Source organism: Streptomyces sp. NPDC096311 (genome assembly GCF_044763085.1).
Lineage (GTDB): Bacteria > Actinomycetota > Actinomycetes > Streptomycetales > Streptomycetaceae > Streptomyces.
This window is the reverse complement of record NZ_JBIWFN010000032.1, coordinates 31,503-46,437: the sequence shown is the minus strand read 5'-3', so window position 1 is coordinate 46,437 and position 14,935 is coordinate 31,503. Positions and strand designations below refer to the sequence as shown.

Here is a 14,935-nt window from a genome sequence, read left to right as displayed (position 1 = left end):
GGAGAGCCAAAGCCGCTTCCTGCTCGTGCCGCAGGCGCAGCGCGTGCCGCCTCATGTCTTATGCGGGGAGTGCTGCCAGGTGTCCGCCCACCGGGTGGGGCAGGGGGAAGCTGCGCAGTGCCGCGCGGCTCCAGGGGAAGCCGTAGCCCAGGTGCAGGACCGAATCCTGCGCCTCGTCGGCGGGCACGGCGACGGCGACCAGCACGTCGGGCACCGGCTCCAGTTCGACGAACCGCCACGGGCGGGCGGTGTCGTCGGCCGGCGGGGTGAAGGCGTGTACGCCGCGTTCGTCGTCCAGCGTGAAGGCGAACGTGTCGAAGGGCAGCCCGAGGCCGAGGCCGCGGGCCTTGGAGTAGGCCTCCTTGAGGGTCCACACGCGCAGCGCGCGCCGGTCGCGGGCCGGCCCGTCGGCGGCCTGTGCGACCCATTCCCGCTCCGGGGCGGCGAAGGTCCGCACGATGGTGGTGATGGCCCGCTCGTCCCGGTCCTCCAGCCGTTCCACGTCCACGCCGATACGGTGCCGGCGCACGATGCCCAGCAGGCTGTAGCCGCCCGCGTGGGAGAGGTTGAAGTCCAGCTGGGACCCGCCGCGCGGCCCTCCCGCGGCGGCGGGCCGCAAGAAGGGCCGTCCCCGCGCGGAACGCCAGATGACCAGCTCCGCCTCGGCCAGGCCCGCCTCCAGCGCCAGCGCGCGCCGCACCAGGGTGTGGGCCAGGAGGTACTGGCGCCGGTCGCGTTCGAACAGGAAACGGCTCGCGGTCTTCTGCTCCTGCGCGTCCAGCCAGTGCGTGGCGAGCAGGAGCGCGACCTCGGGCGGCAGGCCGTCGTTGGGACACAGCCACAGCTTGACCGGCTCCCCGCCCCCCGCACCCGGAGCAGGAGCGGGAGCGGGGGCGGCCCCGGGTTCGGGGGTGGGGGTGGCGGGGGGTGCGGGGCGGGTGGTCACTGCGGTGCTCCGTCCGTGCCGGGGCCGGGCTCCAGCGGGCGGGGCCGCAGCACGGTGGCGGGCAGCTCGACGGCGGCCGGGCCGGGATGCGCGGGCAGTACGGCGCAGACGTCGACCCCGGCCAGCCACAGCCGTGTCAGCTGCTCCAGGCGGCCGCCCTGCCACAGGGCGGCCACGTAGGCGCGGGTCTCCTCGAGTCCCTCGATCAGCGGCGGGCCCGCGGCGGTACGCAGGTCGGCGCTGCGCACGCCCGCCGGCCCGGTGCCCGGGCCGGGGTGCGCGGCGAAGCCGGCCAGCGCGTCGGCCAGTTCGGCGACCGTGCGGACGGTCACCGCCAGACGGCAGCGCAACACCGCCCGCCCCAGGCGCAGTTCGTGTGCGACCGCGGCGAGATCCGGGACCGCCGGGCCGCCGCCGGACAGGCGGGCCGCGAGCCGGCCGGCGGTGGCCGCCAGGTGCGCGGGCGTGGCGGCGGACAGCAGCACCAGTTCCGCGGGACGCGTGCCCGGCGGCGGGTTCGTGCGGGCCGGGGCGCGCGGGACGGCAGGCGCCTCCTCCACGACCAGCACCACACCCGCACCCTCCCCACCCTCCGCGCCGTCCGCGCCGTCCGCGCCGTCCGCGCCGTCCGCGCCGTCCGCGCCGTCCGCGCCGTCCGCGCCGTCCGCAGCGTCTGCCGCGTCCCCTGTGTCTGCGGGGCCTACGGCGTCTACGGCATCCGTGGGGGCTGCGGGGGCTGCGGGTCCGGGCACGCTGACCAGCGCCCTGCGGGGCAGCACGGTGCCGTCGTCGCGGCGGACCGGCTCCCAGGCGGCGGGCGCGGGGCGGTCCGGGCCGGCCAGCAGCACGGCGTGGCGCAGCTGCCCCACGGCGCGGACCAGGGCCGCCGCCCCGGTCACCGCCCCGGCATCGCCCACCAGCGCCGCCACCGTCCGGGAACTCTCCTCCAGAGCGACCCCCGCAGCCTGCAGGCCGGCGTCCGGCACCTCCGACTGCGCGCCGGCGTCCGGGCCCTGCGGGCCGGTGTCCGGGGGCCGCAGGCCGGCCGCGGCCAGCGCCCGGCCGACCAGCCGGCCGTGCTGCGGGCCGGCGGCGGCGCGGCCCGGGTGGCCGACCGCGCTGGAGCGGATCACGGCGTGCACGCGGTCGCCGTCGGCACGGGCCGCGGCCAGCGGCTTGAGCAGCACGGCCGCCACCCCCTCACCGGCGCCGGGCCGCTGGCACGCCGGATGCAGGCGCAGCTCGACCGCGCCGACCAGCGCCGCGGCGCACTCGCCCGCGCGCAGCGCACCGAGCGCGAGGTGCAGCGCGGTCAGGAAGGAGGAGTCACCGCTGTCCACGCTCAGGCTGGGCCCGCGCAGGTCGAGCAGGTGCGACAGCCGCGCGGCCGGCCCGGGCCGGGAAGGCGGAGGGGCGGTGTGCCGGTGCCCGGTGCCCGGCAGCGCACCGCCGGCCGGGCCGAGAGCGGCATACACGCCCACGCTGCGTGCCGTGCCGTCGGGGGCGGTGAGCCGTTCCAGGCGCGCTCCGGCGTATCCGGCGCTCTCCAGCGTCTGCCACGCGCTCTGCGCCAGCAGCCGCTCGCGCAGGTCCAGCCCCGCCGCCTGGCGGGCACCGAGCCCGAACAGGTCCGGGTCGAACTCCTCCACGCCGTCCAGGAAATGCCCCCGCCAGCCCGCACACGCCGACCGCCGGCCGTCCGGGAGCGCGGCCGCGGCGATCCGCCCCTGCAGCCCGTTGCGCCAGAACGCCTCCACATCCCCCGCCTGCGGGAAACGTCCCTGGATCCCCACGACCGCACACGGCATGCCCGCACCGGTCCCGGCCCCGTCACCCACACCGGGAACCGGGCCGGGGACAGGGCCGGGGACGGGGACGGGGACGGGCAGCGGCTCACGGTCCGCCGCCACCGGCAGGGCCGTCACCGGCAGGGCCACGACCGGCGGGGCCACGGCCGGTGAAGTGCCGGCCAGCAGGGCCACGGCGTGCTCACGCCGCAGGGTGCCGCCCTTGAACCGCGTCAGGATCTCCCGGGTGTCCATCACCGTGCGCCCCTCGTCTCGGACGGTCCGTCAGGCGGAGCGGGCCGCCAGCAGGGCGGCCGCCTCGTCGATGCTGAGCACCTCGTCACGTACCGCGTCGAGCAGCGCGTCCAGATCGACCCCCGCCGCCGGCACAGCCTGGGCGCCGCCCGGCGCCGGGCCCGCCGGGAACGGCCCCGCCTGCCCGGCCGGGACGGCAAAAGCCGCGCCCAGGCGGCCGGACGCGGGCGTGCGGTGCGTGCGGTGCGCCGCCCGCCCGCTGACGTACGCCGCCATGGCCGTGAGGTCGGGCTGGTCGTAGAGCAGGTCGGCCTGCTCGCTGAGGTTGTAGGTGCGGTTGATGCCGGCCAGGAACTCCGCGGCCAGGATCGAGTCCAGCCCCAGCGCCGCGAACGGCGCGCTCACGTCGATGTCGCCCGGCCCGCAGTGCAGGATCCCGGCGAGCTGCTCCCGCAGCGTGTCCGTGACCGCCTCCACAGCCACATCCGCATCCGCCTCCGCGGGTGCGGCGGGGCGGGGAGCGGCGAGTTCGGCCGCCACGTGCCGGGCCAGGGCCTGGGGCGTCGGGTGCTCATACAGTGCGGTGGCCGCGATCCGGGTGCCGTAGCGGGCGTTGAGCGCCGCGACGAACTCGACCGACAGCATCGAGTCCAGGCCCAGCAGCCGGAAGGGCTCCTGCGCGTCGAGCGTCTGCGGCTCGATACGCATCATGCCCGCCAGCACCGCGGTGAGCTCCGCGAGCACGTCGGCCACGGGCGTCGGCGAGACGGCGGGCGGCTGAGGGACGGATGTCATGGTGGGCGTCTCCAAGGGTCGTATCCCGGGTGGCCGTTGTGGCATTGTGGGCGCCGCCGGCACCCCGCCACATCCCCGGCCGTGGTGATCCCCGCCGGCAGTGACTGGCTCCCGGGAACCAGCCGCCGCCGCGGCCCTCCGCCCAAAGAGTGAGCCGCCCTGCCGCACCGCCCCGCGCACGCCGCACCGCCGCACCGCCCTGCCGTCGCGTGCCGTGGCGTGCCGGCCCGCGCGGGTCCGCGCCGTGTCAGCGGACCCGCGCGGGTGCGGGCGGGCCCGCGCCGTCGGCGGGGGCGGGCGCCGGTGCCGCCTCCGGCGCCGCGGTCTGGATCGAGTGCTGCAGCCGCCGCAGCCGCGGCGAGGGCTCCAGGCCCAGGTCCGTGTCGAGGGTGGCGCGCAGCTGGTGGTAGACGCTGAGCGACTCGCTGCGCCGCCCCGAGCGGTGCAGGGCCAGCATGAACTGCGCGTGCAGATTCTCGTGGGTGCGGTAACGGCTGGTCAGCACGGTCAGCTCGGGCAGCAGTTCGCGGTGGCGGCCCAGCCGCAGATCGGCCTCGATGCGCTGGTCCAGCGCGCACAGCCGGCTCTCCTCCAGCCGCCGGGCCTCCATCGCCAGCTGCGCCCCCGCCTGGACGTCGGCGAACGCGGTCCCCGTCCACAGCGCCAGCGCCCGGCCCAGGGTGCGGGCCGCCTCGGCGAAGGCGCCCTGGTCCATGGCCCGGTAGCCCTCCCCCGCGAGCCGCTCGAAGGCGCGCACGTCGCTGCTGCCGCCGCCGGAGGCGAGCAGATAGCCGCCCGGCAGGGTCATCAGGACGTCCTTGGCGGCGGCCCGGTCGTCCCCCAGCGCCTGCGCGATGAGCTCGCGCAGCTGCAGCACGTACGTCTGCAGCGTGGTGCGGGCGCTGCGCGGCGGGGCTGTGCCCCACAGCTCCTCGGTGAGGGCCGCGACCGGCACCACCTGGTCGGCGTGGAGCGCCAGCAGAGCCAGGACCTGCCGCGGTTTCGGCGCGGTCGGGGTGATGGACACCCCGTTCTCCCGCACCGCCAGTGCGCCCAGTACGTCGATGTCCACGCCGTCTCCCCTGGTCGGTGTGCCGTGCCGCACCCACGATTACAAAACAGCACGTCCGGTCTGTCAATACTAGACCGTTCATGCTGTTTCTATCGGGTGACGGGCCGGCGGCAGACCGGCGGCAGACGGGGAACAGGCCGCCGGGGTGCCGGAATTCCCCGGTCCGCACCCTCCGGGGGGAGGCCGGGCCCCGGCCCCGCCCGCCGCGGCCGGCGGCCCGCAAAGCAGACCGCCGGGTCTGCTCCCGGCACAGGAAGGGGCGGGAAGGGGCGGGAAGGAGAGGTGCCGGGGAGGGCGGCGGGGCGGGGGTTACTGCGGGGGGTTGCCGTGTTTGCGGGAGGGCAGGTCGGCGTGTTTGGCGTGCAGCATGGCCAGGGAGCGGATGAGGACCTCGCGGGTGGCGGCGGGGTCGATGACGTCGTCGACCAGGCCGCGTTCGGCGGCGTAGTAGGGGTGCATGAGTTCGGCCTTGTACTCCTTGACCATGCGGGCGCGCATGGCCTCGGGGTCGGCGGCCGCGGCGATCTGCCGGCGGAAGATGACGCCTGCCGCGCCTTCCGCGCCCATCACGGCGATCTCGTTGGTGGGCCAGGCGTAGGTGAGGTCGGCGCCGATGGACTGGGAGTCCATGACGATGTAGGCGCCGCCGTAGGCCTTGCGCAGGATGAGCGAGATCCGCGGCACGGTCGCGTTGCAGTACGCGTACAGCAGCTTGGCGCCGTGCCGGATGATCCCGCCGTGCTCCTGGTCCACCCCGGGCAGGAATCCGGGCACGTCCAGCAGGGTGACGATCGGGATGTTGAAGGCGTCGCACATCTGCACGAACCGGGCGGCCTTCTCGGAGGCCTCGATGTCCAGCACGCCGGCCAGGGTCTGCGGCTGGTTGGCGACGATGCCCACCACCTGGCCGTCCAGACGGGCCAGCGCGCAGATGATGTTGCGGGCCCAGCGCTCGTGGACCTCCAGGCAGTCGCCGTCGTCGACGATCTCCTCGATGACCTTCGCCATGTCGTAGGGGCGGTTGCCGTCCGCGGGGACCAGGTCCAGGAGACTCTCGCCGCGCCGTCCGGGCGGGTCGTGGGGGGTGGTGTGCGGGGGGTTCTCGCGGTTGTTCTGCGGGAGCATCGACAGGAGGTAGCGCACCTCGGCGAGGCAGGTCTCCTCGTCGTCGTAGGCGAAGTGACAGACACCGGAGGTCTCCGCGTGGACGTCGGCGCCGCCGAGCCCGTTCTGGGTGATCTCTTCACCGGTGACCGTCTTGACGACGTCGGGGCCGGTGATGAACATCTGCGAGGTCTCGCGGACCATGAACACGAAGTCCGTCAGCGCGGGGCTGTAGGCGGCGCCGCCCGCGCACGGGCCGAGCATCACCGAGATCTGCGGGATGACGCCGGACGCCTTGGTGTTGCGCTGGAAGATGCCGCCGTAGCCGGCGAGCGCGCTCACGCCCTCCTGGATGCGGGCGCCCGCGCCGTCGTTGAGGGAGACCAGCGGCGAACCGGCCGCGATGGCCATGTCCATGATCTTGTGGATCTTCGTGGCGTGGGCCTCGCCCAGCGCGCCGCCGAAGATACGGAAGTCGTGCGCGTAGACGAAGACCGTACGGCCCTCCACCGTGCCCCAGCCGGTGACGACACCGTCGGTGTACGGCCTCTTGGCCTCCAGGCCGAACCCACTCGCCCGGTGCCGGCGCAGCTGCTCGACCTCCTGGAAGCTGCCGTCGTCCAGCAGCAGGGCGATGCGTTCCCGGGCGGTCAGCTTGCCCTTGGCGTGCTGCGCGGCGGTCGCCTTCTCCCCCGGGCCCAGCCGGGCCGCCTCGCGGATCGCGTGCAGCTCGGCCACGCGTCCGCGGACACCGGCCGGCCCCGGCCCGTCGGAAGCGGGGCCCGCGGCCGGGGCCGGGCCCCGGGCGGGAGTGGGGCCCTGGGCGGGAGCCGGGCCCTGGGCGGGAACGGGGCCCTGGGCGGGAACGGGGGCGGGGGCGGTGGTCAATGCCATGTCAGGTCCCTTTCTGGGGCGGGGAGTTCCGCATCACGGCCGGCCGCGCCGGGCCCGGCGGGTGCGGGGCCGGTGTCACTGCCAGCTGCGCGGGGCCCGGCGGGTGCGGGGCCGCCACCAGCGGGAGCCGTTGACCGGCCTGCCCCGGCGGGGGAACGCGCCGCCCGCGCGCAGCGCGAGCAGCACCACGCGGTCAGTGCGGCCAGTTCCTCGTCGCTGGCCTGCCCGCGCTCCACGCGCAGGACGGGCTCGTGGTGCTCCGGCGTGCCCATACCCCTCCTTCGGTCGTGGGGACACCGTCGGCCACCCGGCTCAAGAACCGCTCTCACTGCGCTCGAAGGACGCCGCACCCAGGGGCGGAGCGGGCGCGGCGAAGGGGTGTGCCGCGGGGCGGGGGAAACGCTTCGGCCACCCGCTGCCCGTGCGGGCGGACGGCCGGCGGGGTGGCGGGGGCCGGGCGGCGGCGCGGGCGGCGCACGGTGCGGCGCGTACCCGGCGGGGCCCGGCACATGGTGTCTTGACTGCGCCGGTGGCGGTGATTACGGATCCGGCCGGCCCCCGCGCCGGCGGGCGGAAAAGGGGACGACGGTAGCCGTGTGGAGTGCGGCGACAGCGGAACCAGGAGTTCTCCTCGAGCGGCCGTACACACGTTCTCCAGCGCACCGGACGCCGTACGCGGCACCGGACTTGGAAGTCCGCTCGAGAACGGATCCAGGAAAACGCTGGACGGGGACGGCCGCGGCTAGCGTGAGCGGCGGCGCGGATTTCCGGCCAACAAAGTGGAACGGGACAAGGAGCTCGACGACATACGGAATGCGGAATACGGAGGAGACCGTGAGGATTCAGGTTCTGGGTCCGTTGAGTGCCGAGGTCAACGGGGGATCCATCGTTCCGAGCGCGGGCAAGCCGCGGCAGATCCTGTCGCTGCTGGCGTTGTATCCCGGGCGGGTGATGCCCGTCCCGACCCTCATGGAGGAGATCTGGGCGACACAGCCGCCGCAGAGCGCGCTGACCACGCTGCAGACCTACATCCTGCAGCTGCGCCGGCGGCTGGGCACCGCGATGGGGCCCGGTGCGCCGGGCGGCGCCAAGGAGGTGCTGGCCACCCGGCACGGCGGCTATCTGCTGCAGATCCCGCCCGACTGCGTCGACGTGCACCAGTACGACCGGCTGACCAGGGAGGGCCAGAGCGCCTTCGAGAGCGGCGACGACGAGGTCTCCGCCGCCCGCTTCAAGGCGGCCCTGGGCCTGTGGCAGGGCCCCGCCCTGGTCGACGTACGGCTGGGGCCGGTCCTGGAGATCGAGGTGGTACGGCTGGAGGAGAGCCGGCTGGTCACCGTGGAACGGCGCATCGACGCCGACCTGCGGCTGGGCCGGCACGCCGAACTCATCGCCGAACTCATCGAGCTGACCGCCCGTCACCCCCAGCACGAGGGACTGCACTCCCAGGCCATGGTGGCGCTCTACCGCTCCGGCCGGCAGGCCTCCGCGCTGGAGGTCTACCGCCGGCTGCGGGTACGGCTGATCGAGGACCTGGGCGTGGAACCCTCCCCCCAGCTGCAACGCCTCCACCAGGCCGTCCTGACCGTCGACCCCCAGCTGGACGTCCTCGCAGGCCCACGCCACAGCTCCACCTACGACCTGTTCACAGCCTGACAGCCCCCGCCCCTGCCCGTTGCCCGCCGCGAGGCACGGCGGGCAACGGGCAGGGGCGGGAGGGATGCTGCGGGCCGGCGGCGGACGGGCACAGCGGGGACGTACGGGCGGGCACAACGGCTGCACCGGGGACGCACAGGCGGGCGGCGGGCGCAGCGGACTGGACGGCGGACCCCGCCGGGGCTGCCCGTCGGCCTCTCCGCCTGTCCGCCGCCGTGGCCGCGGGCCCTTCGGGTGCCTGATGCATTCCTCCCCGGTGAATCCCGGGCGGCCGCCCGGGCCGGGCCCGTCCCCGGGCCGGCCCGGGGAGGGCGACGCCGGCAGCCGTTGCCGAGGCCGCCCGCGCCGATGCGGCACATCAGACCGTCACGCCGTCACGCCGTCAGCCGTCGCCGTCAAGCCGTCAAGCCGTCAGGCCGCGGCTGCCGGCCACTGCGGTATCCGGGGTGATCGCACGGCCGCAGGCATGCACGGCACCGGACGGCCCGAACACTCGTGGACGCCCGTTGCTGGGCGCCGGGTTCGCCCCAGCGCCGCCGCGCAGGCCGGCCTGGCCGGATACACCCTGCCGTAGGAGGAGTCCCGGCCGCCGGGCTGCCCGGGACGGCGGGGGCCGAGCCGCGGGGCGGGGGTGAGGGACTCGGCGAGCTGATCGAGCAGCAGCAGGAGCTCGTGCTGGAGTCCAGGAGCTCGTGTACGCGTTCGGCGACTGGCCCGAGTCCTTCCTCGCGGGAGCGTTCAGCGTCCGGGGCGGGGCGGGGCAGTGGTCCCTCGCCCTCGGGTCCGGCGGCGATCTGAGGATGCGGCCGCGCTTCTTGGAGGCCCTCTGCGCCGGAACGCGTGCCCTCGCGCACGCGAGCAGCGGAGGAAAACCCGCGGCTTCTTTCCCCTGGCAGGAGAACGGGGACTGCGCACCGCCTTCGAGTGGCCGGCGGCCAGGACCGCCGGCATGGCCGGACGCCTCACCGGCGTACGGGTGCGCGGGGAACTTCTCGCGCACGCCGCCTGCCGGACGGGCGAGGTATCCGGGAAGAGCCCGCCGGGGAAGGGGAAAGCGTCACCACCGGCCTGACTGGCTCTGTCCGCTCTGGGTGGCAGCGTTTGCTGACGGGTTTCAGCAGCAGGGGGCAGGTAAGGACATCGCTGATGTCCACGGGAAATGACGGCGCCGCCGTGCGATCAGGAGGCCGAGGACCTTGCGTGCCGGATCATGAGCCAAGAGCCGCCTACACCGAACGCGCGGATCAGGAAGTGCGCAGTCTGCGAGTGCGTTACTGCCGGTTGCGGACCGCTGGGGGCGAACCGGTCGCCGAGCTGGAGGTGCTCTCCTTCCCCTTGCGATTCGGTGCGGTGGCCGTTGCCGCAGAAGGCATCGGCGGCGTGGAAACCCAGCCCGGGTTCCGACGTCAGGGGCACATGGGTCGACTCCTGCGACAGGCGCTGGCCGGCATGGCACAGCGGGTGGACGTCGCCTTCGTGTCCGACGGTATCGAGGGGGTGTACGAGCGGTTCGGTTTCGTCGGAGCCGTCGCCGAAGGGCATCTGGTCATCCCCGTGCGCCACGTCGAACAGGCGGCGGGAGACGATCTGGGCAGGGACGTCCCGGGCATCCGCAGCAGCTCTCCGGCCGATCTTCCCGCGATGATCCGTCTGTACAACACCGCGCACGCCCAGCGGCCCTGGACCCACGTACGGCACGCAGGCTGGAACCGGCTCATCCCCCAGGCCACGTGGAAGCCCGGGTCGCAGACCCTGGTCCTGCAGACCGATGGTGCTGCCGCCGGCTACGCCGTGCTGGAGGGCCGAGCGTTCGGCGACCCCCTAAATTCGCTGACCGTGGACGAACTGGTGGCCGAGAATGCTGCCGCGGCACGCCTGCTGCTCATCGCCCTCGCCCGGCTCTGCTGGAAACGGCGTCTGAGCGAATTCACCGTGCGGGAGCCGGCCGACAGCCTCACCGGCCGAGTGGCTCGCCATACGGGCTGCACCTACCAGCAGAGATTCCCGCCGAGCGGCGGGATGATGGCCGCCGTCTTGAACCGGTCGTCCCTGGTGCAAAAGCTCGAGCCCGAGCTGCTGCGCCGGGCTGCCGTGCAGCAGCCGGACAAGGTCTGCGACAAGGCGTTCGACGCGCTGCGCCGCGGCGATCTGTTCCCCGACGACAGGGCGCTCATCCGGCTGCTTCTTGGCTACTGGTCGGCCGATGACGCATACGTGCACGGCATGACGGTCCCCGAACGGTACCGGGATCTTTGCACGGCTTGGTTTCCCGGAGGCGGCACGCAGTCTCTGCCGGCCCCGTACGCGCACCGCCTGGACCGGTATTAGAACCCTGATCCCGACGGGACGGTGCGACCAGCCCCCGTACCGAGAAACATCCCCACGCTGTCCCGGCAAGCGCCACAGTGCCGTCAAAACAAAACCTCGTGCACAGCACCCCCAGGATTCGGGTGCCTCCCCACCCCGTGAGCAACCGCTGTCGTCACTTGTCGTCACTGTCACGGGTGAACAAAGCCGGCCTGGCGGATACGCACGGCGAGCGGACGTACCACGTATGCCCGGCTCCGGCGGGACCGGCACGGGGCGGGGCGGGGCGGGGCGGGGCGGGGTGAGGACGGGTTCAGGGGGGCGGGGTGAGGACGGAGCGCACCCCGCGGGCGAGGGCGGACGCGCTGGCGGCGGCGTCGCCGATGCCGGTCATGACCACGGCCGGGACGATGCCGGGAGCATGCGGTGTGCGCCGGGCGAGTTCGTAGGCCGCCCTCCCCCCGGGCCCGCACCCGCACAGCACCAGGCGCCGGCCCGGCCCGGGTGCCTGCTGCAGTACGGCCGGCACCGCGCCCGGCACGCCGTCACCGCGCACGGCCACGATCTTCTCCGGGCCGTGGTGGCCGCGGACGAACAGGTCGTAACTGCCCGCCGGCACACCCGGGGCGGTGACCAGGCAGATCACGTCCGCGTGCGGATGCCCGGGCCGCAGCACGCTCAGGGCGGGGTGCGGCGCGGGCGGCACCGGGCGGGCCATGCGTGGTATCGCGGCCCGGGCCAGCAGGTCCAGCAGCTGGCCGGCACTGGCCCCGGCCTGCCGGTGCTCGGGCAGCGCGCGCAGCAGGCGTACGCACTGGGAGTGCAGGGCGGCGGCGTCCTCGTCCGCCAGCTGCGCCCGGTCGTGGAACAGGCCCAGGACCAGACCGCCCGCGGTGTCGTGCCGGGCGGCGAGGGTGAGGGGCCCGCCGGCGCTGCCGGCCGCGCTGCGGGGGGTGTCCGCGTGGACGCCCTGGGCGGCGAGTTCGCTGCGCAGGACCTTCGGCAGCACCAGCGGGCCGTCGAAACGCACCAGCGTGCTGCCGGCACCGCAGAGCGGACCCGCACCCGCGGCAGGACCCGCAACGGGACCGGCAGCAGGGCCGGGGGCGGGACCGGCAGCGGGGGCGGGGGCGGCGGGCGGGCGGGGGGCCCACGCACGGATCGTCTCGGTGCTGGCCCACGGGTAGGCGGCCAGGTCCAGCAGCGTGTCGCGGACCTGGTGCAGCAGGTCCGCCAGCGGGGCGGCCGGATCGACGGTCACGGTCATCGGCAGCGGGCTGTCCAACAGGCCGGGAATGCCCGCGGCACCCGGCAGGGCGATGTCCCGGCCCGACAGCTGCACCCCGAAACTCACCGGCAGCGGCCCCCGGGCGCCTGCCGCCCGGTACAGCAGCAGCGCCCACACCAGGTGCAGCGCGCTGGACTCGGCGGCGCCGCGCAGCGCGGCCCAGGAACGCAGCCGGAAGGTCTCCGGCGCCCGCAGCCGGGTGTGCAGCAGACCGGGCCCGCTCTGCCCGGTGGCGCCGCCCGGCCGCCCCGGACGGGTGGCGGCCCGCGGCGGCGGCACCGCGCGGGCCCAGAACTGCCGCGCGGCCGTGGTGTCCTGGCCGGCCAGCCAGCGGGCATGGTCGCGCAGATCGGGACGGCGTTCCCCGCCCGGCAGGACACCGCCGGCGGCGTAGGCGCGGTAGAACTCCCGCAGCAGCAGGTGCACACCCCGCTCGTCCAGGAGCGCCGGGTGATAGGTCAGCAGCACCCGCGGCGGCGCCGCGCCCGCACCCCCGCCGGGCTCCGCCGCCAGCAGGGTCAGGCGCAGCAGCCCCGGCCGGTGCAGCGCGAACCCCCGCGCCCGGTCCCGCCGCAGCAGCTGGGGCCAGGTGACGGCGGCCGGGGACCACACGGCGATGTCCGCCTCGGCCCGGGCGTGCAGCACCAGACGCGGCGCGGCGACCCAGTCGAAACAGGCCCGCAGCACACACTCCCGGTCGACGACGGACTGCCACGCCGCGGCGAACCGCGCCACGTCGAGAGGCCCGGACCAGTCCCAGTACAACTGCTCGACCCCACCACCGTCACCGCCACCACCACCGTCACCGCCGCCACCGCCGCCGCCACCACCACCGTCACCGCCGCCACCACCGTCACCGCCGCCACTGCTACCGGTGCTGGTGCTGGTGCCGGCGGGGGTGAGGGCGGCGCGCAGCAGGGTCTGCTGGTGTCCGGTGACCGGGAGGATCTCCCCGCCCGGCGGGGGCGGCGCCAGCAGGTCGGCCAGCAGGTCCGCGGGCAGCGCAGCACACCCGCCCGCGGCGGGCGGGGTCAGGCGCAGCGTGTGGTGACCGGGCCGGTGACTGTCCAGCGCGACACCGAAGGCACGGTGGCGCTGCGCGAGCCGGGCGGCGACCGTCTCGGCGTCCGCCGGGCCCAGCGGGCCGCGCAGTTCCAGGACCAGCGGACCGCCCGGCGACAGCGCCACCGGCTCATGGACCACGGCAAGAACAGCGCCCTGCGGCACATCCTGGCTGCTCATCCGCCCTCCCGGACCCCGGAACCCGCCCCCGCGGCACGGCGGAGGGGCCCCCCGCACCCCTTACCCGACCAGCAGGACCAGCAGGACCAGCACGGCCGGCAAAACCGGCAGGACCGGCAAGGGCCGCAGGGGCGTGGGGGGCACGGGAAGGACAGGCACGGCGGGCACGGCCCCTGCGGGAGCGGGAGCGGCGGGTGCGGGCGGGAGGGCACCGGGCGGGGTGACGGCGGACGGGCCGGCCGGACGGTGGGCGCGGGCCGCGGCGCCCGGCCCGCGACGGGCCGGGCGGCGGCGAAAGCTGCCGCCGGGACAGCCCGCGCCACCGCGGGACGCCGCCGCGGGACAGCCCGCGGCGGCGCCCCGCACGGGAACAGACCGCACAGGGGCAGGCCGCACGGGGGCAGGCCGGGCGGGCCGGGCCGGGTGCGGTGGGGTGGCTGCACGGTGGTTCACGACGCCCGCCTCTCGTCATGTCGGCTGTGCGCCGGAGCTGCCCGGCAGCTGCCAGCCTAACGTCGCCGCAGGTGGGAGGCCTGTTTCCTCGAGCGGGTATGGAGCGGGCCGCGAAGCGGTCTCGATTTCCCGCGGCGGACGGCGGGCGCTGCTGACCAGATACCGGCCGTGGACGAGATGGGTGGCCAGAATCCACCGCGCCGCGTCGTCCGGCTCGCCGGCCAGGACCGTACGGCCCTGCTCGTCGCGGCGGAACCCGACCGCCGAGAAACGGCGCCGCATACCGTGCCCGAGCGCCTTGGTATAGGCCTCCTTGAGAGTCCACAGGTGCAGCAGCCGCAGCGCCCGCTCGTCCTCGCCCAGCGCGGCGAGCTCCGCGGCCTCCTCCGGGGTGCACACGTAGGGGTGCAGCAGCTCGAAAGAGGGCCGGCGGGTGACGGGCTCGGCGTCCACCCCGATCGGCCCGCGGCGGCTGATGCCGACCACGATCAGCTCGTCGGTGTGGGCCAGGCTCACCTCGGCCTCGGCCAGGCCGCGCAGATGCGGGCGGCCGCCCGGCCGGTAGGCGAGATCGAGGGCGTCCGCGGGGACCTGGAGCGCGGCGGCCGCGGTGTGCTTGAGGACCATCCGGGAGACGGCGAACCGCAGCCGGCCCGCCGGGGCGGCCGTCTGCCGGTAACGCGGCCAGTCACGGCCGAGCAGAGACCGCAGCCCGGGATCCAGCAGCGCCGCCGTCAGCCACTGCCCCCAGGTGGTGTGCACCAGGGCATGACCCTGACCGGCAAGCTGGTCATGCACCTGCTCCCACGGCCCGTCCGGCCCCGCCACATGCAACAACGGCCCCGCCGACAGCCCCGACAGCCCCCCGGACCCCCACCCGGCCGGCACACCGTCCAGCACACCCGGCGGCACACCGTCCGGCGCGCTGGACGGCGCACCGGCCGACAACAGCCCGGACGGCAGACCGGCCGACAGACCGGCCGACAGACCACGTGGCGGACCGGCCGACAGACCGCGCGGCGGACCGGACGGCGGACCGGGCAGCGGAAGAGGCGAGGTCCCTGGCGGCGGGCCGGACGGCAGTGCGGGCAGCAGCGGGCCGGGCACCCGCTCTCCCCTGCCCTCCCCCGCCCTCC

At 75.5% G+C, this 14,935-nt stretch carries 10 protein-coding genes and 1 pseudogene; 3 read left to right on the top strand and 8 right to left on the bottom strand.

What is annotated here, in order from left to right; translation table 11 throughout:
• Positions 1-58: 58 nt before the first annotated feature.
• The 6 genes and pseudogenes from ACIRA5_RS48720 to ACIRA5_RS48695 all read right to left on the bottom strand — a co-directional run.
• The gene (locus tag ACIRA5_RS48720) at positions 59-946 is read right to left on the bottom strand and encodes a 4'-phosphopantetheinyl transferase family protein (RefSeq protein ID WP_403703671.1); all 888 of its coding nucleotides are present in this window, start codon (positions 944-946) and stop codon (positions 59-61) included.
• Positions 943-2,988 carry a beta-ketoacyl synthase N-terminal-like domain-containing protein gene (locus ACIRA5_RS48715; RefSeq protein ID WP_403703775.1) on the bottom strand — a complete coding sequence of 682 codons (2,046 nt, stop codon included), beginning with the start codon at positions 2,986-2,988 and terminating at the stop codon, positions 943-945. Before ACIRA5_RS48715 ends, ACIRA5_RS48720 begins: the two co-directional genes overlap by 4 nt.
• Before the next feature lie 30 nt (positions 2,989-3,018).
• A complete protein-coding gene (locus tag ACIRA5_RS48710) occupies positions 3,019-3,783 on the bottom strand; it encodes a phosphopantetheine-binding protein (protein ID WP_403703668.1) in 765 nt (254 codons plus the stop codon).
• Positions 3,784-4,030: 247 nt separating this feature from the next.
• Entirely contained in the window at positions 4,031-4,855 is an 825-nt protein-coding gene (locus tag ACIRA5_RS48705; RefSeq protein ID WP_403703665.1) for a BTAD domain-containing putative transcriptional regulator, read from the bottom strand.
• A 309-nt stretch (positions 4,856-5,164) separates the two neighbouring features.
• A complete protein-coding gene (locus ACIRA5_RS48700) occupies positions 5,165-6,853 on the bottom strand; it encodes a carboxyl transferase domain-containing protein (protein WP_403703662.1) in 1,689 nt (562 codons plus the stop codon).
• A 182-nt stretch (positions 6,854-7,035) separates the two neighbouring features.
• Positions 7,036-7,125: pseudogene (locus ACIRA5_RS48695) on the bottom strand (acyl-CoA carboxylase subunit epsilon); the annotation flags it as partial.
• Positions 7,126-7,687: 562 nt separating this feature from the next.
• Here ACIRA5_RS48695 and ACIRA5_RS48690 point away from each other — a divergent pair.
• The 3 genes from ACIRA5_RS48690 to ACIRA5_RS48680 all read left to right on the top strand — a co-directional run bounded on the left by ACIRA5_RS48690 (position 7,688) and on the right by ACIRA5_RS48680 (position 10,837).
• On the top strand, positions 7,688-8,509 hold the full coding sequence (locus tag ACIRA5_RS48690) for an AfsR/SARP family transcriptional regulator (protein WP_351313756.1): 822 nt from the start codon (positions 7,688-7,690) through the stop codon (positions 8,507-8,509).
• A gap of 692 nt (positions 8,510-9,201) precedes the next feature.
• Complete coding sequence (locus ACIRA5_RS48685) at positions 9,202-9,672, top strand: DUF6461 domain-containing protein (RefSeq protein ID WP_403703659.1); 471 nt, start codon at positions 9,202-9,204, stop codon at positions 9,670-9,672.
• On the top strand, positions 9,611-10,837 hold the full coding sequence (locus ACIRA5_RS48680; protein ID WP_403703656.1) for a GNAT family N-acetyltransferase: 1,227 nt from the start codon (positions 9,611-9,613) through the stop codon (positions 10,835-10,837). Before ACIRA5_RS48685 ends, ACIRA5_RS48680 begins: the two co-directional genes overlap by 62 nt.
• Positions 10,838-11,129: 292 nt before the next feature.
• On the opposite strand, the gene ACIRA5_RS48675 is transcribed toward ACIRA5_RS48680, so the two are convergent.
• Positions 11,130-13,346, bottom strand: a complete 2,217-nt coding sequence (locus tag ACIRA5_RS48675; RefSeq protein ID WP_403703653.1) for a condensation domain-containing protein — start codon at positions 13,344-13,346, stop codon at positions 11,130-11,132.
• Positions 13,347-13,814: 468 nt separating this feature from the next.
• Positions 13,815-14,906, bottom strand: a complete 1,092-nt coding sequence (locus ACIRA5_RS48670; RefSeq protein WP_403703650.1) for a 4'-phosphopantetheinyl transferase family protein — start codon at positions 14,904-14,906, stop codon at positions 13,815-13,817.
• Between the last annotated feature and the right edge of the window lie 29 nt (positions 14,907-14,935).